Genomic DNA, 23,446 nt, shown 5'->3' on the forward strand with positions numbered 1-23,446 from the left:
CATGGATCTTTCGACCTTGATGCCGCAACAGCTGCAGATCGTCAAGACGCTCGACCGTCCGCTGTTTGTCTCGGCGGGCGCCGGTTCGGGCAAGACCTTTACCCTCACGCGTCGCGTCGTCTATGCGCTCTCGCCCGAATCCGGTCCGTTCGTTGAGCATCTGGACCAGGTGCTCGCCATTACCTTTACCAAAGATGCCGCGGCCGAGATTCGCGACCGCGTGCGCCGTGCGCTTATCGACGAGGGCATGGACGAGGAAGCACTGACCGTCGACGACGCGTGGATTTCGACCATTCACGGCATGTGCTCGCGTATCCTGCGCGCGCATGCGCTGGAGCTGGGCATCGACCCCGAGTTCACGGTGCTCACCGATACCGACGAGCTTATGGACCAGGCTGTTGAGCATGTGCTGGCCCGCGCGACGGCGCCCGATGCCGCCCCCGAGCTCGCGGCATCGCTCAAGGCCCTCTATGCCTGGTATCCCATGGCGGGCGAGGGCGGTTCCTTTGGCACCGGCACGACCATCAAGGGCCTGGTGCGCGACCTGCTGGAGCTGTCGAGCCAGTTGCCGGGCGGTATGGACGACGTGTGCGTGGCGCGCGGCCAGGCCGATACCTCGGCACTCGCCGATGCCTATCGCGCGGCGCTGGGCGCAAGCAAGGCCGCGACCGAGAAGGCGCAGATGGCACTCGACGCCATTGACGCGTTCGAGGCGAGCGGCAAGACCATGGCCGATGCAGCGCGACTCATGATGTCGTGCACCATGCCGCGCGCGAGCAAGGCATTCCCTAAGGAGCAGGTCGAGCTGCTCAAGGCCGAGGCCGCCGATGCGTTTATCAATATCGTGCTTGCCTGCGGTGGCCCGGCGCTCGATGCGCTGGTGGGCCTGGCCCGTTCCGTGGAGGCTGAGTATCGCGCGCTGAAGGCTGCCCAGTCCGCTCTCGATAATAACGACCTGCTGCGTATGGCTTACGAGGCGTTGCGCGATTACCCTGCCATCCGTGCTGCGTACGAGGGCCGCTTTAAGATGGTCATGATCGATGAGTTTCAGGATACCGACCAGATGCAGGTCGATCTGATACGCTACCTGACGGGTGCGGGGGAGCGCGCGCTGTGCACCGTGGGCGATGCACAGCAGTCCATCTATCGCTTCCGTGGCGCCGAGGTCGAGGTGTTTCGCCGCCAGGAGCGCAAGGTGGGCTCCTCTGCTGCGCCCGAGACGGCTGTCGCATCCGATGCCCCCGCTGGCGAGCTCGTCAAACTCGTGCGCAACTTCCGCAGCCACGACGAGGTGCTGCGCTACGTAGCACGCGTCTTTGACGGCAACACCGGTGGTTTGATGCAGGGGTTCTTGGATCTTGAACCGAGCGACAAACGCGAGGACAAGCTCAAGGCGAAGGCTTCGCGCCGCCAGGCGCTGTTCGTTGCCGGTGGCAGCACCCAGGAGCGAACGCAGGCGAAAGCTCGTGCGATTGCGGAGCGGTTCCAAGCGCTCGTCAAAGCGGGCCAGCCCCAGGGCGGCATGGTACTGCTGCTGGGCCGCATGACCAACGCCGACGTCTACGCCCAGGCCTTCCGCGATCAGGGGCTCGACTGCGTGATCGCAGGCGGCTCGGTCTTTGCCCAGGCAGCCGAGGTGCAGACGGTGCGTGCCCTGGTCTGCGCGCTCGCCAATCCGGCCGATACGGCGCAGGGCCTTATGCCGCTGCTCGCCTCGCCGATGTTTGCGCTCGGCGCCCAGGAGTTCCTGGCGCTGGCGACCAAGCTCGATGGCGAGACGGGGGAGACCTCGCGCCGGAATATCGACATGGGCATCATGAGCGATTCCGATGTGCCGGGCTTGCAGGGCTTGCCGCTTGTGACGCGTGCCCGCGAGGTGCTGCGCTACGCACTGCGTCGCGTGGGGCGTGATTCGTTCGCCGCCATCGCGCGCGACGCGGTCAATGCCTCCGGCTGGTTCGTGCGCCTGGCGCAGCGCGGCCCCGAGGGCAAGGCCATCGCCGCCAACGTGCTCAAGGCGCTCGACGCCGTGGCCGAGGAGGAGGCCGAGTTCGGCAACTCGCCGCGTTCCATCGCGCTGGCCTTCGACCGCTTCTTGGCGGGCAAGGAGGCCCCGGGTGCCCTCAACGAGGAGGGCGACGGCGCGGTGCGCATCATGACCGTGCATGCGTCCAAGGGTCTGGAGTATCCGGTCGTAGCGGTTGCCGAGTGTTTTGGCGTGCGCAAGCCGTCCGGTGCGGCTCAGATGGGGCGTGTCGAGGGCGGAGCGCAGGTCGTGGCACTGCCAGCTCGTTTTGATGGCGTTAAGCTTGCCGATGGGACCTTTGTGAAGGGCGATGACGTCAAAAAGCAGTTTGAGCATGCGTTTAAGGGCAAGGGCACGTCGCTGTGGCTGCCGCCGGAGCTCATGGAGGACGTCTGTGCGACGGGTTCTCCCGCCGAGGCATTTGCTCGCCTGCGCAACGACGACCTGCAGCTTTCGCTCGAGGAGCGGGCTCGTCTGCTCTATGTCGCCATGACGCGAGCGCGTGAGCTGGTCATTCTGGCGATGGATGCCGGCGTGAGCCGCGGCAAGGTGACGGCGCCGACCTTTGATGTCGAGACCGATCTGACCTACGATGTGCTGCGCCGTATTTTGCCGACCGATGCTCTGGATATGCCGCAGCTCGATGCCGACCGCTTGGTGTTCGACAACTCCCAGCTGGGCGACTACGAGCTCATTTCGCTCGCGGGCTTTACCTTTGGCGAGCAGACGTTTGAGGCCAACGCTTCGCTGGATGCCGAGGGCAGGCTTGTTCGTGGCGATGCCGATACGGATGCTGCCGACGATTTGGCCAGTACAATCGTCCCCGGTCCTGTCGACCCCAAGCCCGATTCGTTCGAGCTTGTGTATCCCCAGGCAGTGGACGTGCGCATGGGCATCTGTCCGTATCCGATGCGTGACTCGTATAGCTACTCGTCAATCGCCGCGGCACTCCATGCCGAGACGGAAGACCGTGCCGCCGAGGCTCGTGTTCCCATGGACGAGGCCGGCGATGATGCGGAGTCGGATGGTTCCGAGATGACGGACGCAGACGTGGCCGCTGTCGAGCCCGCCGGCAATCCCATGGCGCTGGGCTCGGCCTTCCACGCCGCCTGCCAGTGGCTTATCGAGATGGGTGCCGATGCGCTGCCCGCTGAGCGTGCCGACGCCCTGGCTCGCCTGTGGCACCTGACGCCAGAACAGCGCGAGCGCTTCGATGTCGCTCTGGAGCGCTGGCTCAAGTCGTCGGTTCGTGCCGAGCTGTTCGCGTGGCCGTGCGTTCGCGCCGAGGTGCCGTTCTTCTCGCTGGGCTGCGAGGACGAGGACATCGCCCGCTACGGTGCATATGCCGAAGGCGCCATCGACGCTTTGGCGACCGACCCGGCCGATCCGTCACGCGCACTGGTCATCGATTACAAGACGGGTGGCACGCCGGATGAGACGCCGGACCAGCTGCTCGAGAAGCACGCCCTGCAGGCGCGCGTCTACGCCGACGTGTTGCACAAGGCGGGCTTTGAGACGGTGACGGTCAAGTTCGTTCGCGTGGAGCAGGCGAATCCAGCCATCTTCGTCGAACCCGCCGAACCTCAAGTAGTCATCTACAATCTCTAGCCCTCAGATAACTTGCGGTGGAATGCGGACTGTTTTGGCCAAAAAAGCCGCCAAACAGTCCGCATTTCACCGCAACTGCAAGAGGAGCCGTGTTGGTTTGGCTAGGTTCGGGTGCTGTCCGTGCCGTGGGGTAAAATCGTTCAGTCAGAACACGAACCCGCATCGGAGCTCATCACATGGCATTCGTCCATCTGCACAACCACACTGTCTTTTCCATGCTCGACGGCGCAACCCGTATCCAGGATATGGTCAACCGTGCCGTTGAGCTGGGCATGCCCGCCGTGGCCATTACCGACCACGGCTACATGTATGGCGTGCCCGATCTGGCGCTGGCCTGCGACGCCGTCAACCACAACACGCCCGAGTACAAAACCTGGAGCCACGACAAGGCCTTCTTGGAAAAGGACCGCCGCGACGAGCTGGTGGAGCCCGACCCCGAGGCAAACCCGCGTGAGCATGCCCAGTACGTCAAAGACATGGCCATGTGGGACGAGAAGGGCAACATCGACGAGCTCAAGCCGCCCCTGGTCATCAAGCCCATCTTTGGCTGCGAGGTCTACTTTACGCCGGACGAGACCCTTGCCCGCGACCACAAGCCCGAGCTCTACCATATGATCCTCCTGGCCAAAGACCAGGAAGGCTACGTCAACCTGATGCAGACGGTCTCCGAGGCCGCCGTGCAGGGCTTTTACTACAAGCCGCGCGTGACGCTCGACAACCTGCGCCGCCATGCCAAGGGCATGATCTGCACGAGCGCCTGTATCGCGGGCATCATCCCCAAATACATCGACCGCGGCGACATGGAAGGCGCCATCAAGTGGGCCGAGACCTTCCGTGATACCTTCGAGCCCGGCGACTTCTACATCGAGATCCAGGAACACGGCATCACCACCGACAACGGCCTGACTGACGAGCAGATGGACCGCACGCTCATCGATATCGCCAAGCAGGTGGGCGTCAAGGTCATCGCCACCAACGACTTCCACTACCTGCGCCGCGAGGATGCGCCCGTGCAGGACGTCATCATGTGTATTGGCATGAACGCCAAGGTCGACGACCCCAACCGCATGCGCATGACCGGCTCGGAGTTTTACATGAAGACCGAGGAGGAGATGCGGGCGATGTTCCCGTATTGCCCCGAGGCCTGCGACAACACGCTCGAGATCGCCGACAAGTGCTACGTTGAGCTGGACTGGGACTCCATCATCCTGCCGCGCTTCCCGTTGCTCGATCCCGGCGAGACGCATGAGAGCCAGTTCCGCCGCGAGTGCGAGAAAGGTCTGCGCCAGCACTATGGTGACGACTGGGCCACACGCGAGATCGGTGGCGTCAACATCAAAGAACGCTTTGAGTACGAATACAAGGTCATCTGCGACAAGGGCTTTGCCGCCTACTTTTTGATCGTTGCCGAGTACGTGCAATGGGCCAAGGACAACGGCATCGGCGTCGGCCCCGGCCGTGGCTCGGCCGCCGGCGCTATCGTCGCCTACGCCATGAACATCACCGCGTTCGACCCGCTCGAGAACGGCCTGATGTTCGAGAGGTTCCTGTCCCCGCAGCGTACCGAGATGCCCGATATCGATATGGACTTCGACGATGAGCGGCGCCTCGAGGTCGTGGAGCACGTTCGCCAGCTCTACGGCCCCGAGAAGGTCACCCACGTCATCACCTACTCGACCATTAAGGCCAAGCAGGCCATCAACGACGCCGCGCGCGTGCTGGACTATCCGGTCTACATGGGCCAGCGCCTGTCCAAGATGGTCTCGAGCGACCCCAAGGTCAAGCTCAAGCAGGTGCTCGAAAAGCAACCCGGCAAAGAGGATCTGTTTAACCCCGATTTTGCCGAGGCCTATAAAAAGGACGACGACGCTCGCCGCATCATCGACACGGCGCTCTCGATCGAGGGCCTCACTCGTGGCGAGGGCGTGCACGCGTGCGCCGTTTTGATCTGCCGTGACCCCGTCAACGAGCACGTGCCCACCAAGCTCGATACCAAGGGCGGCGTCGAGATTACCCAGTACGAGGGCCATACCGTCGCCGACATGGGCCTGCTCAAGATGGACTTCCTGGGCCTGCGCACGCTGACGGTTATCTCCAAGGCCAAGGCCAACATCAAAAAGAACTTCGGCATCGACATCAAAGAGGAAGAGATCCCCTTTGACGATCCCGAGATCTTTAAGCTCATGGGCTCCGGCCACACCGCCGGCGTCTTCCAGGTCGAGTCCGCCGGCATGACGGCCACGATCAAGAACATGAAGCCCACCGAGTACAAACACGTCGTAGCATTGATCGCCCTGTACCGCCCGGGCCCGTTGGGCGCCGGCATGGTCTCGTCCTACATCAACCGTATGAATGGTAAGGAGCCGGCGGTCTCCTACGACGACCGCCTGGACGACATCCTGGGCGAAACCTACGGCACCATGGTCTACCAGGAGCAGGTTATGCTCATCTCCGTCGAGATGTGCGGCTTCTCCAAGGGCGAATCGGACTCGCGTATCCGTAAGCCCGTGGCTAAAAAGAAGATCAAACTGCTCACGTCAACGGTGCTCCACTGGGAGGATGGCTCGGACGAGACCACCTACGACCACTGGATGAACGGCGCCATCAAGAACAACTACACGCGCGAGGTCGCCCAGAAGATTTGGGACGATGTTCTCGAGTTCGCGTCCTACGCCTTTAACAAGTCGCACTCCGCCGGCTACGCCATCCTGGTTATGCAGACGGCGTGGCTCAAGGCGCATTATCCGCACGAGTACATGGCGGCCGTTCTGACGTCCTATACGGGCAAGACCGACAAGATCGTGCATTACGTCTCGGCGTGCCGTCACGACGGCATCCCCGTGCTTTCGCCAGATGTCAACGAGTCCGGTACCGAGTTCACGGCTACCAAGGAAGGCGTGCGCTTTGGTTTGGCTGGCATCCGCGGCGTGGGCACCGGCGTGGCGCAGGCGATTATCGCCGAGCGCGAGGCGGGCGGTCCGTTTAAGACGCTGCACGACTTTGTCGAGCGCGTGGACTCGAGCCAGGCCAACCGTCGCGTGATCGAATCGCTCATCAAGGCAGGCGCCTTCGACTCCACGGGGTATCCGCGTCGCCAGATGATGCACTTTGTGGATAAGAACAACCCCGAGAACATCATCGATGCCGCGGTAAAGCGCCAGAAAGATCGCGCGAGCGGCCAGACGTCGTTCTTCGATATGTTTGGTGATGTTGAGGGCTCGGGCTTTGAGGTGAGCGTGCCCGATCCGGATGGCCAGGAGTGGGACCGTCACCTTAAGCTGAGCCAGGAGAAGGAGGTTCTGGGCATCTATGTCTCGGACCACCCACTGCGCCCGTTTGAGTATGCGCTAGCCAAGGCGCGCGACTTCTCGTTCTCGCAGATCGATACCGGCTACGAGGTGCAAAACCCCACGGGCGGTACCATCAACCAGGAGATTCCCGAGGGCAAGGCGCTGTGGTGGGCCGGCATGGTCTCGAGCGTGTCCAAGCGCGTGACCAAAAACGGCGACCCCATGGGTATTGTGCAGCTCGAGGACATGGAAGGCGAGGCCACGGTCGTGGTGTTCCCCAAGACCTACAAGGAGGCCGAGGGGTACCTGTACGGCGAGGTCGATCCCGAGACCGGCGCGCAGCTGTCCGATGCGTTTGTGCGCATTAAGGGCAAGCTCGAGCGCTCGGACCGCGGCGATCAGATCATCGCGCAGGAGATCGTGCCGCTGGAGCTTAACGAGGAGAACAACAAGCCCAAGGTGTTTGAGGTCATGGTGCCCAACAGCCGCTTTAGCCAGGGCAATATGGCGCGTCTTGCCACGGTGCTTACCGCCAACCCGGGCGGCGACCGCGTGGAGATCTTTATCGAGCAGGTGGACGGGCGTGTGCTGCGTGCCGAGGTTCCGGCCAAGGTCAACGCACGCTCGATTCCGCTGCTGGCAGAGGCAAAGGCCATCGTTGGTAACCAAGGCAGAGTGACGGTGATCTAAGAGCGACCTTGCTGGTCCGCGCGAGATTGGAGGAAGTGATGGCGCAGGGGACGTTTGTGCAGGCGCTTCGTAAGGAGGCGGCGCTTGGCAGCACCTTTATGAAGGGGCGTTCGCTCATGCTCAACGGCGCCGTGCTGTCGTTTGAGGACTCCGGCTCGCGCTTCTCCAAAAACGTGAACATCGAGGGTTCGGTGCGCGGCTCGCGCGGCGACCTGTACAAGACGCACGTGGCGCTCGACATGGACGAGCACGAGGTTATCGACTACGACTGCGATTGCCCCGCTGCCTTCCGCTATTCCGGCATGTGCAAGCACGCCATCGCCACGGCGCTGGCGTATCTGGATGCCAGTGGCGCCGAGCCCGTCGAGGGTTTGCGCACACCGGTCCGCACGTTTACGGCGCAGCCGAAACAGCCCGCGCGCACCGCGCTCAAAGCGCCGGCCGTCAATCCCAACTTTCCCTTTCCGGCGCCCGTCCCCACGAGTCCCAGCCTCATGGCGGCGCTCTCCGATCTTTCGGACGCACGCATGGATGAGCTGGCGAGCATGCGCCGCAAGCTCGCTGGCAGTGTGGATCCCGATGCCCCCAAGGCGGTGTTGGAGCCCTCGTTGGTGCCGTACTACAATCCACTGTTTGCCGACCGCTTTAGTTGGGCGCTCGAGCTTCGCATTCGTTGTGGATCGGTCTCCTACGTGGTCAAGGATATCGACGGCATGGCCGACGCCTATGTCCGAGGCGGCACCTTCTCGTACGGCAAGAAGCTCACGTTTGTCCATACGCCCGAAGCCTTCGAGGACGTGTCGACAAAGCTGCTCAACCTTGTTGTGACGACAGTTGCCTATCTCGATGACATCACAAGCTCGCGTTCGGCGTCGTACGACTTTGCCCGCAGCGGTTTTGTCGCCGAGCGTCAGTTGCCGCTGTCCGAGCATAGCATCGTATATGTGCTGGACCTGCTGCGTGGCCAGACCATCTCCTTTGAGCCCGCCTGGTCGCGGGGGACGACGACGCATCGCGCCTATGACGTGGCGGTTGAGATGCCTCCGGAAGGGGAGGACGAGGCTCTGTCTAAGCGCCCACCGCTCCTTGCCGCCAAAATCGCGCCGGCGGCTGGCGGCAGCTACGATCTACGCCTGCCGGCCGATGCATACTGCTTTGCTTCGGGCGACGTTGCCTATCTGGTCGACACCCGCCGTGCGCGCCGCGCCGATGTAGCGTTTGCCCAGCATGCGGCGCCGTTCCTATCGCGCTTACTGCCCTGTCGCACGCCGATCCATATCGCTGTCGACCAGGTGGGGGAGTTCTGTCGTATGGCGCTGCCCATTTTGCGCGACTACACCGACCTTACCGCGCCCGCCGTGCTCGACACCGTGGCGCCCGAGCCGAGCTTTGCCATGGCAATCGGTGTCGACGACGGGCTCGTGACCTGCAAGATTACGGTTTCCTACGGCGACTGGTCGGCAGATCTCTTTAGCCTGGGTGCTCCGGGAAGCCCCTTCGAAGAACAACGCCCGGGCGTGCCGCCGCGCGACGAGATAGCAGAGTTTCGCGTTATGGACACGGCGGCCCTGTATTTCGACTTTTACGAGGGCGGCCTGGCGTTTGAGGAGCGCGACGACGAGAGCCTGTTCTGCTTGCTGACCGAGGGCCTGTCTGCCCTGTCCGAGCTGGGCGAGGTCATGCTCAGCGACCACCTACGCCAGATCTCGGTGCGCCCTGCGCCCAAGCTTTCGGTGCGTGCCACCGTCAAGAGCAACCTGCTCGATGTTGAACTGGGCGCGAGCGGTCTTTCGGCGGCAGATCTTGCCATCTACCTCGACTCCTACAAGCGCCATCAAACGTTTGCGCGCCTTACGTCCGGCGACATCATTCGCCTGGACGAGGGCGCTCGAGCCGCGTTTGGCCTCGCCAAGGACCTGGGCGTCGATGCCGTCGACCTGATCGACGGCGTGTCGCTTTCCGCATCGAGCACCCTGTTCGTCGATAGCATGCTCGCGCGCACGCCCGCGCTCGAGGCCGATCGCGACGCTGCGTTCCGCCGTACCGTCGAGCGCCTGGACACGCTCGGCAAGATGGACTTTACGGTACCCGCCTCGCTCAAGGCCACGCTGCGTGGCTACCAGGTCGACGGCTACCAGTGGCTCGGCTCGCTTGAGCATCTGGGCCTCGGCGGTATCTTGGCCGACGATATGGGCCTGGGCAAAACGCTCCAGATGATCGCGCATATCCTGGTGCGCGTGGAGGCGGGGGACAACAAGCCCACGCTCGTGGTATGCCCGGCCTCACTCGTGTACAACTGGACTGCCGAGCTGGAGCGCTTTGCGCCCTCGCTGGATGTGTGCGCCATCGTGGGCGCCAAGGCTCAACGCCGCGTGCAGATAGCAGGCGCCGACGAGCATAACGTGGTCGTGACGTCGTATGACCTCATGCGCCGCGATATCGACGAGTATGCCGAGCGGGACTTTGCCCGCGTGGTGCTCGATGAGGCCCAGTACATTAAAAACCCGCTCACCCAGGTGGCGCGCGCCGCAAAGCGTCTGCCTGCCGGCGTGCGCTTTGCCCTGACGGGCACGCCCATCGAAAACCGCCTATCCGAGCTCTGGAGCATCTTCGACTTTTTAATGCCGGGCCTGCTCGGCACGCGCGAGTCGTTTGCCAAGCGCTTCGAAAGCCCGGTCGAGCATGCCGAGGGCGACAGTGCCGCTCGCCTGCAAGCGCTCGTGTCGCCGTTTGTGTTGCGCCGTGTCAAGGAAGACGTGGTGGCCGACCTGCCCGAGAAGATCGAGGATACGGTCATGGCGCAGCTCACCGGCGAGCAGCGCAAACTCTACCTGGCCAACCAGGACCGCATCGCCCAACAGGTGCAGCATCGCGAGGCATCCGAGTTTAAGAAGGACAAGCTCAAGGTGCTCGCCGAGCTCACCAAGCTGCGCCAGATCTGCTGCGACCCGCGTCTGCACTACGAGGATTACAAGGCGGGGAGCGCCAAACTCGATACGTGCATGGAGCTCGTGCACGGCGCACTCGACGGCGGACATCGCATCCTGTTGTTCAGCCAGTTTACGGGTATGCTCGATATTATCGGTAAGCGCCTGGCCAAGGAGGACATCGCCTTCCTTAAGCTCACGGGCGCTTCGTCTAAGGAGAGCCGCGCCAAGATGGTCGCGCAGTTCCAAGCGGGCGAGGTTCCGGTCTTTTTGATTTCGCTCAAGGCGGGCGGCGTGGGCCTTAACTTGACGGCTGCCGACGTGGTCATCCACTACGACCCGTGGTGGAACGTGGCGGCGCAGGACCAAGCAACTGATCGTGCACACCGTATTGGCCAGCAACATACCGTGACCGTGTACAAGCTCATCGCCAAGGACACGATCGAGGAGCGCATTATGCAGATGCAGGAGTCCAAGCGCGACCTGGTCAACAGCGTGCTCGGCGGCGACGGCATCTCGTCGGCACTGTTCACGCGCGAGGATGTTCTGGCGCTGCTCGGCGGCGACGGGCGCTAGCCGCGCGCGGGGTGGGACTGCTGGAGTGGGCAGGACGGTCGACGCATTTTGGTCCGACCGCTTGCCTGATCCGTTATGTGTTCATTTGCAATGCCGTGGATGGTTTGTCTGCCTTTGGGCATAAGAACCATCAAGAACATTGGCATATCAGCAAAGGAGAACATCATGGCGAAATTCTTTAAGGACCCCGACGGCAAGCTCATCGCTGCCCTTGGCGACGACGTTGCGACCCCTGCCGGTTGCACGGAACTGACCGCAAACACTGAGGACGCGGCGCACGAGAAGCACGTGCCTGTTGTCGAGACCGAGCGCGATGGTCACGTGATTCGTGCACGCGTTGGCTCGGTCGAGCACCCCAGCCTGCCCGAACACTACATTGAGTGGATTGCGCTTGAGGCCGAGGGCCGCTTAGAGGTTCATTACCTTGAGCCCGGCATGAAACCCGCGACGTTTTTCGCGGGCGGCTCCAAGACCGGTACCGTCTATGCCTACTGCAACCTGCACGGGCTGTGGTCCGCGACGTTCTAGGAGCGCGCCCCTGCTCGGGGTATCATAGCTAGCATATGCACATGCAAGCGCCGGCTGCATTATGCGGCCGGCGCTTTTACTACGATTTCGATGGTTTACGACGGAAAGGGCTGGGCCATGAAGCTCGCGCTTGCACAGATCGATATGCGCCTGGGTGATATTGAGGGCATTTGCGGCCGCATCGAGGACCAGGCTCGTCTGGCCCACGAGCGCGGGGCGCGCGTGCTGTGCGTTCCGGCTCCGCTCTTTATGGGCGCCATGCCCGGTGGCCTGGTGGGCGCTGCCGACTTTGAGCACGACATGCTTGCCGGCTTGACCGGTGTCGCCGAGCGTATCCAAGAGCTTGACATGATCTGCATCGTGCCCGCGGCGGTTTCGTTTGAGGGCCAGCCGCTGCTCGACTACATGATGCTCAAGGACGGTCATGTGGTGCCGGCGCGTTCGAGCATTGCCCTGCAGCGTGGCGAGAACAACGACACGCGTTGGGCGCCGCCGGTGTTCGACGTGGACGGCGTGCGCATCGCCGTGATTTTTGACTTGGACCGCGAACTCGAGATGTTGCCGACCGGTGTTGACCTCATTGCGTATTTCCAATTCAACGCGTTTGACATGACCGACCGTGAGACTGCCGCCATTGCCGCCGTTCGCAGCGGCGCCTACCGCAAGATCGCATCCAAGCGCAGCGTGTGGTTTGCCTGCATGGCGCCGGTCGGCGCCTATGACGAGTCGGTGTATACCGGCGGTTCGTTTGTGCTCGACGACTGCGGTCGCGTGGTGGCCCAGGCGCCGTGTTTTGAGGAGAGCCTGCTGGTTCAGGAGATTCAGCGCGGCGTGATGCTCGATGCCCTGGAAGATCACGAGCTGCCCGAGTTTCGTTCCGAGGAGTGGCTGTGGCAGGCGCTGGTGCTCGCCGTGCGCGACAACGCCCGGGCCCGCGGTGCGTCGCGTGCTGTTGTGGCACTCGAGGGTGACTTGCCGTCGTCTTTGCTGGCGGCGCTGGCCGTCGACGCTCTGGGCCCGCGCAATGTGATTGGCCTGGTGCTGGGGCGGAACCGTATCTTTACGCCAGCGCAGGAAGAGGCCGAGGCTGCCCGCTGTGCCGCCGTCCGCGCCATTGCCGAGCGTTTGCACATTCGCACCGTCGAGCGCGATGCACCGGATGCGGCGCGTGTGCTCGATCGCGACGTGTCGGCGGGCGATGCCGAGCGCCTGCGTTCGCGCACGCTGGGCCTCATGCTGGAGGACACAGCGCTCGAGCTGGGTGCGATGGCGCTGAGCCCGCTGTCCAAAACCGAGTACGCGCTGGCGGCGCCGGCGCTTTGCGGCGGCTACCAGGGCGATTACGCGCCCTTTGGCGATGTGTACCTGTCGACGCTTGAGTTTGTGGCGCGTATGCGCAATCGCACGTCTGCCGTGGTGCCCCAAGAGCTCGTGACGCTCAACGCGGTGGAAGATTGTATGGAGCGCGTGCTGGCGCAAGCGCTCTCGACGCTCGACGGTCCGGTCGATATGCTCGACCGCACGGCACAGCTGCTCGGCGGGCTTGAGCCGGGTGAGGTTGATGGCGCGCTCGAGGCGCACGTGGACCGCAATCGATCTTTCGACGACATCCCGATGGCCACTGGCAAACCTGAGGCCTGCTCGCTGCTGCTGATGCTCGTTCGACAGGGTGAGGCTGCCCGCCGCATGCTGCCGACGGCACCGATCGTCTCGTCCCGCTCGTTTGCCGAGCGCTCTTGGCCGTACATGCTCGCATGGTCCGACCTGGGGCTTAATGGCAAGGAACGTATGTCGGTCGATTCGCTGGCGCGCGCCGAGGTACGCCGTTTTGCCGACGAGGATACGAGCGAGCGCATGCGAAACGAGATGATGGGCGTGCTGGGTGAGCTACTGGGTATTTCGCCCGAGCAGATGGAGGAGCTGCGCTCCGAGGACGGTCAGCGTCGTTTGCACGAGGGAATGAAGAAGTTCGAGGGCGAGGTTCAGGACGCCATCGATAAGATGATGGGCGGTCAGGGCGGCTCGCAAGGTGGTCCCCAGGGCGGCCCGATGCCGCATCCGCCGGTTGATCCGAGGCAGTTCCCCTTTTTCTCGCAAAATTAACTATGGGATAGGATTCGCTTCCAACCCTGACACTTCAACTAAGCATCTTGGCCCCGTTGTGTTATTCTAGAACAGACGTTCGTGAATGATGCGCGGGGCCTTGCCTTGCGCTGTGCTTGTGGCGAGGGGAGGTCGGCTTGGTTATCTTGGGCATTGACCCCGGTTTGGCTCATACGGGTTGGGGGATTATCGAGGAGCGGCGTGGCGAGGTTCGTTGCCGTGCCTATGGCTGCATCGAGACCAGTGCCGGAAGTCCGCTCGCGGTGCGCCTGTCGCATATCGCCCATGACCTTAAGGATGTCGTCGAGCGTTATCGACCCGACACGGCTGCTGTCGAGAGCATCTACTTTGGCGCCAACGTTCGCTCGGCCATCCCCACGGCGCATGCCCGCGGTGCTGCACTCGTCGCGCTTTCGGAATGCGCGCTCGAGATTGGCGAGTACACGCCCATGCAGATCAAACAGGCTGTGGTGGGCACCGGCGCCGCGGACAAGCGGCAGGTCGCCTACATGGTACGCACGCTCACGCAGCTCGACCACGACCCGCATCCCGACCATGCCGCCGATGCCCTGGCCTGCGCCATCTGCCACGTAAACCTCAGCCGCACCCGCGCCCTCACCGGTGGCGAGTTCTATCAACAGAGAGGAACCGGATACTGATGATTTCCCAGCTCCACGGAACGCTTGTCGAGGCCACGATGAGCTCTGCTGTCGTCGATGTGTCGGGCGTTGGCTTTGAGCTCGGCATTTCGGGCAGCACTGCGGCCACGTTGCCGACGCCCGGTGGCGAGGTCTGCCTCTACACGCGTATGCAGGTGCGCGAGGACGCCATGACACTTTTCGGTTTTTCCTCAAAGGATGAGCGCATGATGTTCGACCGGCTCGTGTCCGTTTCGGGCGTTGGCCCGCGCCTGGCGCTTGCCGTGCTTTCCACCTATACCGTGGGGCAGCTGTATTCGCTGGTGATGGCCGAGGACGACAAGGGCATGGCCAAGGTACCCGGTGTGGGCAAAAAGACAGCTCAGCGCCTGATCCTGGAACTCAAGAGCACCTTTGCCAAGGATAAGGGCTTTGTGCCGGTCGACGTGATTCCCGGCCAGGTTGCGATGCCCGTGCCCGCTGCTGCTCCCTCGGCCATCGATGATGCCCGTGCGGCGCTCCTTTCCATGGGCTTTAGCCCGCAGGAGACCGATGTTGCCCTGAGCGGGTATGATGGGCAGAATATGCGTGTCGAGGATCTGCTCGGCGCGGCGCTTAAGCGACTCGGAATGGATGCGTGATGTGGGAAGCCGATGACTCTCAGGACCTGTGGGCGACGCCCGGCAACTCGCCGGCGGCATCCATGGCGCACGGCGAGCGCATGGTGGGCTCGGAGCTGACGGCCGAGGATCTCGATGTCGACCGCACTTTGCGCCCCCAGCGCCTGGACGATTACTGTGGCCAGGAGCACATCAAGCAGAGCCTACGCGTGTTGATCGAAGCGGCGCAGAGCCGTGGCGAGACGCTCGACCACGTGATTTTCTCGGGTCCTCCGGGCCTGGGCAAGACCACGCTGGCCACCGTTATCGCCAACGAGCTGGGCGCTCAGATCAAGACGACGAGTGGCCCTGCCATCGCGCGCACCGGCGACCTGGCGGCTATCCTTACCAACCTGCAGCCGGGTGACGTGCTGTTTATCGACGAGATCCACCGTCTTAACCGTTCGGTCGAGGAAGTCCTGTATCCCGCGATGGAGGACTTTGCGCTCGATATTGTGATCGGTAAAGGCCCGGCCGCACGTTCTATTCGCTTGGATATCCCCAAGTTTACGCTGGTGGCGGCCACGACCCGTTCGGGCATGCTCACGGGCCCGCTGCGCGATCGCTTTGGTATCTCGTATCGCTTGGACTACTACACGGTCGAGGAGCTCGCCCAGATTGTGACGCGCTCGGCGACTATCCTGGGCGTGACGATCGATCATCCCAGTGCGCTCGAGATCGGCTCGCGTTCGCGCGGCACGCCACGTCTTGCCAACCGCCTTCTCAAGCGCGTGCGCGATTACGCACAGGTGTGCGGCAACGGCCCCATCGAGCTCGATATCTGCCGCCAGGCGCTCGAGTTCTTCGAGATCGACGAGCTCGGTCTGGACTGGATGGATATTCGTATCTTGGAGACGCTCGCCAAGACGTTCTCCGGTCGTGCCGTGGGACTTACGACCCTTGCCAGCGCGGTGGGCGAGGACCCGGGCACGCTCGAGGATGTCTATGAGCCCTATTTGCTGCAGTGCGGATTGATGATTCGCACACCGCAGGGTCGCCAGGCAACGCTTCGCACCTTTGAGCACCTGGGGATTGAACCTACCGTTTAGGGCGCTTTGTTTTGGCTAGTCTGTAGGCTATCACTGAGCATTGGATAAACATATCGCCATTCATCGGTTACGGGTGTTTTACTATTGCGCGCCCGTGCTATGCTGAATTGGTCTTTTTCTCATTCGGTAACGAAAGGACCGCCCATGCCTACTGACATCGAAATCGCACGTTCCGTCACGCCGCTGCCCATTACCGAGGTGGCTAAGAACGCCGGCGTCGACGTAAAGCACCTGATTCCGTACGGCTTCGACAAGGCTAAGGTTGACTATTCACTGCTCAACGAGCCGACCGATCACCAGGCCAAGCTCGTCCTCGTGACCGCTATCAACCCAACGCCTGCGGGCGAGGGCAAGACCACCACGACCATCGGTCTGGCCGATGGCCTGCGTCGTCGCGGCGTCAAGAGTGCCGTGGCCCTGCGCGAGCCTTCGCTCGGCCCCGTCTTTGGCGTTAAGGGCGGTGCCGCCGGCGGCGGCTGGGCTCAGGTCATCCCCATGGAGGATATCAACCTGCACTTTACCGGTGACTTCCATGCCATCGGTGCTGCCAACAACCTGCTGGCCGCCATGCTCGACAACCACATCCAGCAGGGCAATCAGCTCGGTATTGACGTTAAGCGCATCACTTGGAAGCGCGTCGTCGATATGAACGACCGTCAGCTGCGCCACGTCATCGACGGCATTGGCGGTAAGGCCCAGGGCGTGCCGCGCGAGGACGGCTTCGATATCACCGTCGCCTCCGAGGTCATGGCAATTCTGTGCCTGTCTACGAGCATCAGCGACCTCAAGGAACGCTTGGGCGAGATTGTCGTCGGCTATAGCTTTGCCGGCGAGCCCGTCCGTGCCCGCGACCTTAAGGCCCAGGGTGCCATGGCCGCACTGCTCAAGGATGCGCTCAAGCCCAATCTGGTGCAGACGCTCGAGGGTACGCCCGCGTTTGTCCACGGCGGTCCCTTCGCCAATATCGCCCACGGCTGCAACTCCATCATGGCCACGCGTATGGCTATGCGTTTTGGCGATGTCGCCATTACCGAGGCGGGCTTTGGTGCCGACCTGGGTGCCGAGAAGTTCCTCGACATCAAGTGCCGCATGACGGGCGTTCGTCCCAGCGCTGTTGTGGTCGTCGCCACTGCCCGCGCGCTTAAGTACAACGGCGGTGTTGCCAAGGGCGACCTCAACGAAGAGAACCTCGAGGCCCTCAAGGCCGGCATGCCCAACCTGCTGCGTCACGTCGACAACATCCAGAACGTTTATGGCCTGCCCTGCGTGGTCGCCATCAACCGCTTCCCGACGGACACCGAGGCCGAGCTTGCGCTCATCGAGTCCGAGTGCCAGAAACTCGGCGTCAACGTTAAGCTTTCCGAGGTCTGGGCCAAGGGCGGCGAGGGCGCGCTCGAGCTTGCCGATGAGGTCATGCGTCTGATTGAGCAGCCGAGCGAGCTCAAGTTTGCCTATGAGGACGGCGCTGATGTCGCTGATGCCCTCGAGGCCGTTGCCACCAAGGTCTACCGCGCCGACGGCGTTGACTTTACGCCGGCCGCCAAGCGCCAGCTCGCCGAGCTGCGCGAGAATGGCTTTGGCAACCTGCCGGTGTGCGTCGCCAAGACGCAGTACAGCTTTAGCGACAACGCCAAGGTCCTGGGCGCTCCCGAGAACTTCCGCATCACCGTGCGTGAGCTCAAGGTTTCTGCCGGCGCCCACTTTGTGGTCGCGCTGACCGGCAGTGTTCTGACCATGCCGGGTCTGCCCAAGGTGCCCGCGGCCGAAAACATCGACGTCGACAACGACGGCAACATCACCGGCCTGTTCTAAGTCTGCTGTCCATAGCTGCTTGTCCGCCCCGCCGTGCCCACAAGGCCCGGCGGGGCTTTTTGATCCTTAGGCCCGCGCATGTCTTGTAGATACCGACGGACTCTGCCCATCATAGGCTTTTGCGCTGGTAGAATGCATGGATAACTTGATGCTTACAGGCGACGGAAAGGAATCGTTGCATGGATCAGGACAAGACAACCGTGATGGGCGGCTACGGTTCCGCGCAGGCTGGCGATAGCGCCGATGCGACCCGCGTTGTTCCCAACCCCGGTTATGTCGACCCCGCCGCGACGCTGCCTTCTGCCGAGCCCACACGAGTTATGGGCTATGGCGACGCGGCGCAGGACCCTTACGCTGCATCTTTGCAAAGCCCCTATGGCAACGCGGCGGCAGACCCGTTTGATTACGCGCCGCAGGATTCTTATGCCGCCTCGACGCCGAATCCCTATGATGACCTGCCGCAGAATCCCATTCCGCAGCCTCAGCAGACGACGTATATGCCTCGCACGGCGCAGCCTCGCTACGAGTCGCGCGAGCCGTATCGCGAGTACCCCAAGTCGATTCCGCAATATGGCGAGGACGAGGAAGAGACGCCGTCGCGTTCGTCGAGCGTGATTAAGAAGATCCTCATCGTGCTGGCGATCTTCTTTGCGCTGTCGGTTGTGTTTGCCATCGTGTCGGGCATGCTCAACAAGCGAGGGAGTTCAACGGCCGATACCACTGCCGAGCAAACTGAGTCCGCCTCGTCTAGCGCCGTCGATCTGAGCGATATCCCGGGGCAGTACTGGTCCAACGCCAAGAAGATCCTCAAGTCGCGCGGCGCCGATCTTTCGAATGCCGTGGTCCTGACTGATGATGGCTCAACGCCCGTCGTCGATGCCAACTGGGTCGTTACTTCTGCCTACTATAACGACAACGGCAACCTCGAAATTCAACTCACGCACAAGAACAGCTCGGGCAACTCGTCCGACGGCCAAAGCGGTACCGACAGTTCGAGCTCCAATACGCTGGAGGACTTGAGCAACAAGGCACAGGAGTTGGGAGACAAGGCGCAAGAGCTGGGCGACACGGCACAAAACCTGGGCGATACCGCGCAGAACTTGGGCGGCATGGCGACGGATGCCTGGAACGCCCTGCAAAACGGCATCTCGGGCGCGCAGGGAAACTAGCGGACGAGCGGAGCGGGGCTACAGCTGCTCGGCCGGACGCTCGGGCGAGCTAAAGCCCGAATCAAACGTGACGACGCATGAGACGTCGGGCCGGCGCTCGTGCACGATGCGCGTGACGAGCTCCAGCAGCTCCTCGTCGGATATGCCAAAGCCGTCGGGACGCACCAGGTCAAACGAAACGAACCCGTCGTGCTCGTGCAGGTCGTGGATGGAGAGCGCGGGATCGATCTGCATGACGCCGCGCTTGACCCAGCCGCGCAGGTCGTCGCCAGTGGTGGCGATGGGGTCGCAGTGCAGCGTGATATCGATGCCCATCTGGCGCTTGATGTCGTGCTCGATGGTGTCCAGAATCTCGTGGTGCTCAAATGCGTCGCCCTCGCCGGGCATCTCCACGTGGGCGCTGGCAAACTGACGACCGGGGCCGTAGTCGTGCACCATGAGGTCGTGCGTACCCAAGACCTGCGGATAGGACATGATCTTGTCGCGGATTGCCTGGACGAGCTTGGGGTCGGGCGCTTGCCCCAGCAACGGGCTGATGGCGTCACGCACTAGGCCCATGCCGCTGATGCAGATAAAGATGCCCACACCCAGGCCTGCCCAGCCATCGAGGTCAAAGCCGGTCGTCTGCGAAATAAACGCCGCCACCAAGACCGAGCCCGAGGTGATGACGTCGTTTTTGGAGTCCTGTGCCGTGGCGATGAGCGTCTCCGAGTCGATGCGATCGCCCAGCGTGCGGTTGAACGCTGCCATCCAGAGCTTAACGAGCATGGACAGAACAAGGGCGGCCATGGAGAGCGCCGAATACACGGTGGGGGAAGGCTTGATGATCTTAGTGACCGACTCGAGGATCAGATTGATGCCGACGGCGCAAACCAGGACGGCGACGAACAGGCCGGCTAGGTACTCATAGCGACCGTGGCCATAGGGGTGGCCTTCGTCTGCCGGGCGGCTGGCAAGGCGGAACCCGAGCAGGCTCACGATGTTGCTCGAGGCATCGGAGAGGTTGTTGAAAGCGTCGGCGATGAGGGAGACGGAGCCGGCGAGCAGGCCCGCGATGCCCTTGGCCAGGCACAGGGTGATGTTGAGGCCAATGCAGACGAGGCTTGCGGAAAAGCCCGCGTTGGTGCGGCAAGATGCATCGACCGGCTCGCTCTCGCTGCCGGGAACAAGCGTATGTACCAGCCGATTTACAAATAGCATAGCGGTCGTCCTCACAATCATGTTTAAGGGGATAGTGTAGCTCGCGCGGGGGCGCCGTGCACCGATGCTCAGAAAATGCAGCAATAGTCTGCCGGTGCTAACGAGCGAGCCTTCTCGTCTGCCTGGGTGGTCCATTTTGGGCCACATGGGTATGGGCATGTGCCTGCTTGCTCGACATACTTAATGTCGACAGCCCCTGTGCAAAGGAGGACGTTTCCATGGACGAGATGTTTGCCATTAGATGTCAAAACTGCGGCGGCCCTATGTACTCGCACCAGGCTAAGCGCAGCTTTGAGTGCGCCTATTGCGGCACGGTCGTTCCGTGGCAGGCGGACGCCGGAGAGCCCAAGAGCGCTTTGGGTATTCGCCATACGCCGTTGACGGTGGTGGATGGACTGCTCAAACTCACGCATGTGTCGCAACTCGAGCGCCCGCAGGACCCGGACTGGTATTTCTTCAATGCGCACTGGCGCAATCAGTCGGTCCTGGAACATCTGCTGTGGGAGGATCGCGGCACGGCGCAGGAGTTCCAAGAGGCCACGCATGTGAGCATTCCTTGCCCCTTCTGCGGAGCGTCCTTTGAGGGCGAGTCAACGCAGCGTGTGTTTGAGTGCCCGTCCTGCGGCAATAAGATTGGCATTGCGGACCTGCTCAAGCCGGGGACGTTTAGCAAGCGCCTGACCATGGGCGTTGGTGCGGAGTATGTGCCCGAGCAGGGTATTCCCTGCGAAATCTCGCCGCAGCAGGCACGTGCCAACGCGCTGCAGCTGGTGCGCCAGTATCCGGATGCCTTTGCCGGGCACGACGTGGAAGACGCGATCCAAAACGACATGATGCTCTTCTATTTCCCCATGGCGCTGGCGGACTTGCGCATGATGGCGAGCTTCCCGGGCAAGGGCCTGAGCAAGGAGGCCTTGGTGTACTACGAGGTGCTCGACTGGGCATACCCCAGGGCAAACTACCTGGACGTTCGCCTCATGGGCATTTTGGAGCCGTGGGACTTTGCCAAGGTCGGTCCGTTCGATCCCGCCATGCAGGAAGGTGACTTTCGCGTTGTCTCAGTCGATGCGTCTACCAAGGACCAGGTGGTCATTGATAAGTTGGCGCTCGACGTTGCGGGCAACGACGCCGAGGCTGTACTGGGGCTCAATAAAAAGAGCATTCGCATGTGGGCGCGCAAGGCCCGCAAACATAAGGACGGCCTGGTGATGGTGCCGGTCTACTTTGTCGATCGTCCTGCCTCGGATAGTCGCGATGGCGAACAGGTGCGCATCGCCGTGAACGGCCAGACGGGCCGCGCGGCTGCGGTGGTGTTTAGTGACAAGCGCGAGACGCATGTGGTGGCACCGCTCAATCCCAACGTGATGCTGTCGAGCGAAAGCACCGTGCACGCCACGCCCATCGAGGTCAAATACGTTAAATCGCCGTTCCTATACCAGATCGTACGCCGTGGAGGCGGCGAGCAGCCGCGACAGGTGGCGGCCGCAGCCGAGGGTTCCTACCGAGAGGAGAAGCCCAAACGCCGCGGTCTGCTGGGTGCGCTATTTGGGAAGTAGGGGGGAGTAGCACCGGTTGTTGCCGTAAGGTGATGGCCGGGGGTGCGGGGCAGCTCTCAGGAGTGCGGGCTGCCGTCTGATTGTTTGAGGGTGCCAGATGTAAATAAACAGTGGAGCGGCTGCAAAAGAGCCGCCCCACCGGGTAAAATCAGGTTGTGCCGCGGAACCCGCTCCTCAGCTAGTCACACTTCGGAAGCGCGGGCAACGCAGGTATTATCGTCTAAAGGGCCGGCTGCAACCGGCCCTTTTCTGTGGCAGCCAATGGACCCACATCAGACGAAGGCCGCGTCTTTGCCTGTCAGGTCACGCTCGCCAGCCACGGCTAGAATGTCGTTGCCGGCTTCCATGACCGGTATTGTTTCGTAGCGTGCGTCGCAACCGCGAGTGCGCCTGCGACGGCTGCGGTGGTTTCGGTCGCAATGTGCTGCTACCCTTGCGTTTCGCCATTAGTCGCTTCGTTGATGGCGCGGTACTCGGCACTCAGCTCGCGCGCCAGCTCTTCCTTGCTTGGAAGATATGGCAGGTATTTGGCGGCAAACACTTGGTCGTTGTCTTCGGGCAGCGTGTACTCGACGATCGAATCGCTTTTGTCCGCGCAGAGCACGATGCCTATGGGCGGATTGTCGCCTTCGTTCATGAGCTCGCGCGTGTAGTAGTTCACATACATTTGCATCTGGCCCAGGTCCTGATGCGTAAGGTCGTCCGTCTTAAGGTCGATGAGCACGAAGCAGCGCATCAGATAGTTGTAAAAAACAAGGTCAATATAGAAATGGCGCCCATCAAAGGTGATGCGCTTTTGGCGCGCCTCGAAAGCGAAGCCACGGCCAAGCTCCAGCAGGAACTTCTGAAGATGCGTGATGAGCGCCTGTTCTAAATCGCTCTCGCGAAACGCAGTATCGTCCGAGAAACCTAAAAACTCCAGTACATATGGGTCGCGGATGATGTCCTCGGGGCGACGAGCCGGGGCGCTCTTTTGGATTTCCTGGGTGACGGCCTCTTTGTCCTTGCTGGCAAGTAGGCGCTCGCGGAACATGGTGTTGATCTGGCGCTCGAGCTGACGCGTGCTCCAACGAGAATCGGCGCATTCGTTCATGTACCAGGCGCGAGCATCAGGGTCGGGAATGCGCATCAACCTGCGGTAATGAGTCCAGCTCAATTCGCTACGCAGTGCGTCGCGAATTGGAAACGCAAGAAAGAACTGACGCATATTGCGAAGGTTTGCGATGCCAAAGCCTCTTCCGAAATCCGCGGTAAGCCTTCTGGAGAGGCCTGCAATCAATGCCTCCCCATATGCTGCGCGCTCCTCTCCGCCCTGCTCATCAACAATGCTCTTGCCCATCTCCCAATACGCCTCAACCATCGCAAAGTTAACGGCGGTATAGGCCTTGTCGCGAGCGGCGTTGAGAATTGAGGAGACCTGCTTGTAAAAACCTTCGGGCACGATTGCCGATTCTCCACGGTTTACCAGTTCGCCCATCACTGTCGCCCCACTTTCCTCTTGTGGAATGCATCTTTATCGCATTTAGTTTAAAGCCTCGCGCGGACACGAATTGCTTTGCTGTCTGGCACCTTCGCATGGGAGCCTTGCGGTGACTAAAATGTGGCCATAGAGGCA

Annotated in this window: 13 protein-coding genes; 11 read left to right on the forward strand and 2 right to left on the reverse strand. The window is 62.1% G+C overall.

Annotated elements, in window-relative coordinates; genetic code table 11:
* Window position 1 precedes the first annotated feature (1 nt).
* The 10 genes from AAAX35_RS05485 (at window position 2) to AAAX35_RS05530 (ending at window position 19,075) form a co-directional block, all read left to right on the forward strand.
* A complete protein-coding gene (locus AAAX35_RS05485) occupies window positions 2-3,634 on the forward strand; it encodes a UvrD-helicase domain-containing protein (protein WP_349116978.1) in 3,633 nt (1,210 codons plus the stop codon).
* Between the two features lie 176 nt (window positions 3,635-3,810).
* The gene (gene dnaE, locus AAAX35_RS05490) at window positions 3,811-7,614 is read left to right on the forward strand and encodes a DNA polymerase III subunit alpha (RefSeq protein ID WP_118377276.1); all 3,804 of its coding nucleotides are present in this window, start codon (window positions 3,811-3,813) and stop codon (window positions 7,612-7,614) included.
* Window positions 7,615-7,652: 38 nt separating this feature from the next.
* Window positions 7,653-11,117, forward strand: coding sequence for an SNF2-related protein (locus tag AAAX35_RS05495; protein WP_349116979.1), 3,465 nt, complete (start codon window positions 7,653-7,655; stop codon window positions 11,115-11,117).
* A gap of 165 nt (window positions 11,118-11,282) precedes the next feature.
* Window positions 11,283-11,645: a desulfoferrodoxin family protein gene (locus tag AAAX35_RS05500; RefSeq protein WP_055285739.1), complete on the forward strand. Its 363-nt coding sequence runs from the start codon at window positions 11,283-11,285 to the stop codon at window positions 11,643-11,645.
* A gap of 117 nt (window positions 11,646-11,762) precedes the next feature.
* Window positions 11,763-13,748, forward strand: coding sequence for a hypothetical protein (locus AAAX35_RS05505; RefSeq protein ID WP_349116980.1), 1,986 nt, complete (start codon window positions 11,763-11,765; stop codon window positions 13,746-13,748).
* 137 nt (window positions 13,749-13,885) lie between these two features.
* Window positions 13,886-14,407: a crossover junction endodeoxyribonuclease RuvC gene (gene ruvC, locus AAAX35_RS05510; RefSeq protein ID WP_022095142.1), complete on the forward strand. Its 522-nt coding sequence runs from the start codon at window positions 13,886-13,888 to the stop codon at window positions 14,405-14,407.
* A complete protein-coding gene (ruvA, locus tag AAAX35_RS05515; protein WP_055285743.1) occupies window positions 14,407-15,027 on the forward strand; it encodes a Holliday junction branch migration protein RuvA in 621 nt (206 codons plus the stop codon). Before ruvC ends, ruvA begins: the two co-directional genes overlap by 1 nt.
* Window positions 15,027-16,094 carry a Holliday junction branch migration DNA helicase RuvB gene (ruvB, locus tag AAAX35_RS05520; protein ID WP_195569033.1) on the forward strand — a complete coding sequence of 356 codons (1,068 nt, stop codon included), beginning with the start codon at window positions 15,027-15,029 and terminating at the stop codon, window positions 16,092-16,094. The genes ruvA and ruvB overlap by 1 nt, the downstream gene beginning before the upstream one ends.
* Before the next feature lie 144 nt (window positions 16,095-16,238).
* Complete coding sequence (locus AAAX35_RS05525; RefSeq protein ID WP_349116981.1) at window positions 16,239-17,906, forward strand: formate--tetrahydrofolate ligase; 1,668 nt, start codon at window positions 16,239-16,241, stop codon at window positions 17,904-17,906.
* A gap of 179 nt (window positions 17,907-18,085) precedes the next feature.
* On the forward strand, window positions 18,086-19,075 hold the full coding sequence (locus AAAX35_RS05530) for a hypothetical protein (RefSeq protein ID WP_349116982.1): 990 nt from the start codon (window positions 18,086-18,088) through the stop codon (window positions 19,073-19,075).
* An 18-nt stretch (window positions 19,076-19,093) separates the two neighbouring features.
* On the opposite strand, the gene AAAX35_RS05535 is transcribed toward AAAX35_RS05530, so the two are convergent.
* Entirely contained in the window at window positions 19,094-20,275 is a 1,182-nt protein-coding gene (locus AAAX35_RS05535) for a cation diffusion facilitator family transporter (RefSeq protein ID WP_349116983.1), read from the reverse strand.
* Between the two features lie 218 nt (window positions 20,276-20,493).
* On the opposite strand from AAAX35_RS05535, the gene AAAX35_RS05540 reads away from it, so the two are divergent.
* Window positions 20,494-21,831, forward strand: coding sequence for a hypothetical protein (locus AAAX35_RS05540; protein WP_349116984.1), 1,338 nt, complete (start codon window positions 20,494-20,496; stop codon window positions 21,829-21,831).
* 427 nt (window positions 21,832-22,258) lie between these two features.
* Here the strand turns inward: AAAX35_RS05540 and AAAX35_RS05545 are convergent, their stop codons facing one another.
* Entirely contained in the window at window positions 22,259-23,308 is a 1,050-nt protein-coding gene (locus AAAX35_RS05545) for a PDDEXK nuclease domain-containing protein (protein WP_349116985.1), read from the reverse strand.
* Between the last annotated feature and the right edge of the window lie 138 nt (window positions 23,309-23,446).

This window comes from Collinsella sp. CLA-ER-H11 (assembly GCF_040092445.1).
Taxonomy (GTDB): domain Bacteria; phylum Actinomycetota; class Coriobacteriia; order Coriobacteriales; family Coriobacteriaceae; genus Collinsella.

Coding starts and splice junctions, on each gene's coding strand:
- AAAX35_RS05485 (WP_349116978.1), top strand. CDS start 2: ATGGATCTTTCGACCTTGATGCCGCAACAGCTGCAGATCGTCAAGACG.
- dnaE (WP_118377276.1), top strand. CDS start 3,811: ATGGCATTCGTCCATCTGCACAACCACACTGTCTTTTCCATGCTCGAC.
- AAAX35_RS05495 (WP_349116979.1), top strand. CDS start 7,653: ATGGCGCAGGGGACGTTTGTGCAGGCGCTTCGTAAGGAGGCGGCGCTT.
- AAAX35_RS05500 (WP_055285739.1), top strand. CDS start 11,283: ATGGCGAAATTCTTTAAGGACCCCGACGGCAAGCTCATCGCTGCCCTT.
- AAAX35_RS05505 (WP_349116980.1), top strand. CDS start 11,763: ATGAAGCTCGCGCTTGCACAGATCGATATGCGCCTGGGTGATATTGAG.
- ruvA (WP_055285743.1), top strand. CDS start 14,407: ATGATTTCCCAGCTCCACGGAACGCTTGTCGAGGCCACGATGAGCTCT.
- ruvB (WP_195569033.1), top strand. CDS start 15,027: ATGTGGGAAGCCGATGACTCTCAGGACCTGTGGGCGACGCCCGGCAAC.
- AAAX35_RS05525 (WP_349116981.1), top strand. CDS start 16,239: ATGCCTACTGACATCGAAATCGCACGTTCCGTCACGCCGCTGCCCATT.
- AAAX35_RS05530 (WP_349116982.1), top strand. CDS start 18,086: ATGGATCAGGACAAGACAACCGTGATGGGCGGCTACGGTTCCGCGCAG.
- AAAX35_RS05535 (WP_349116983.1), bottom strand. CDS start 20,275: ATGCTATTTGTAAATCGGCTGGTACATACGCTTGTTCCCGGCAGCGAG.
- AAAX35_RS05540 (WP_349116984.1), top strand. CDS start 20,494: ATGGACGAGATGTTTGCCATTAGATGTCAAAACTGCGGCGGCCCTATG.
- AAAX35_RS05545 (WP_349116985.1), bottom strand. CDS start 23,308: ATGGGCGAACTGGTAAACCGTGGAGAATCGGCAATCGTGCCCGAAGGT.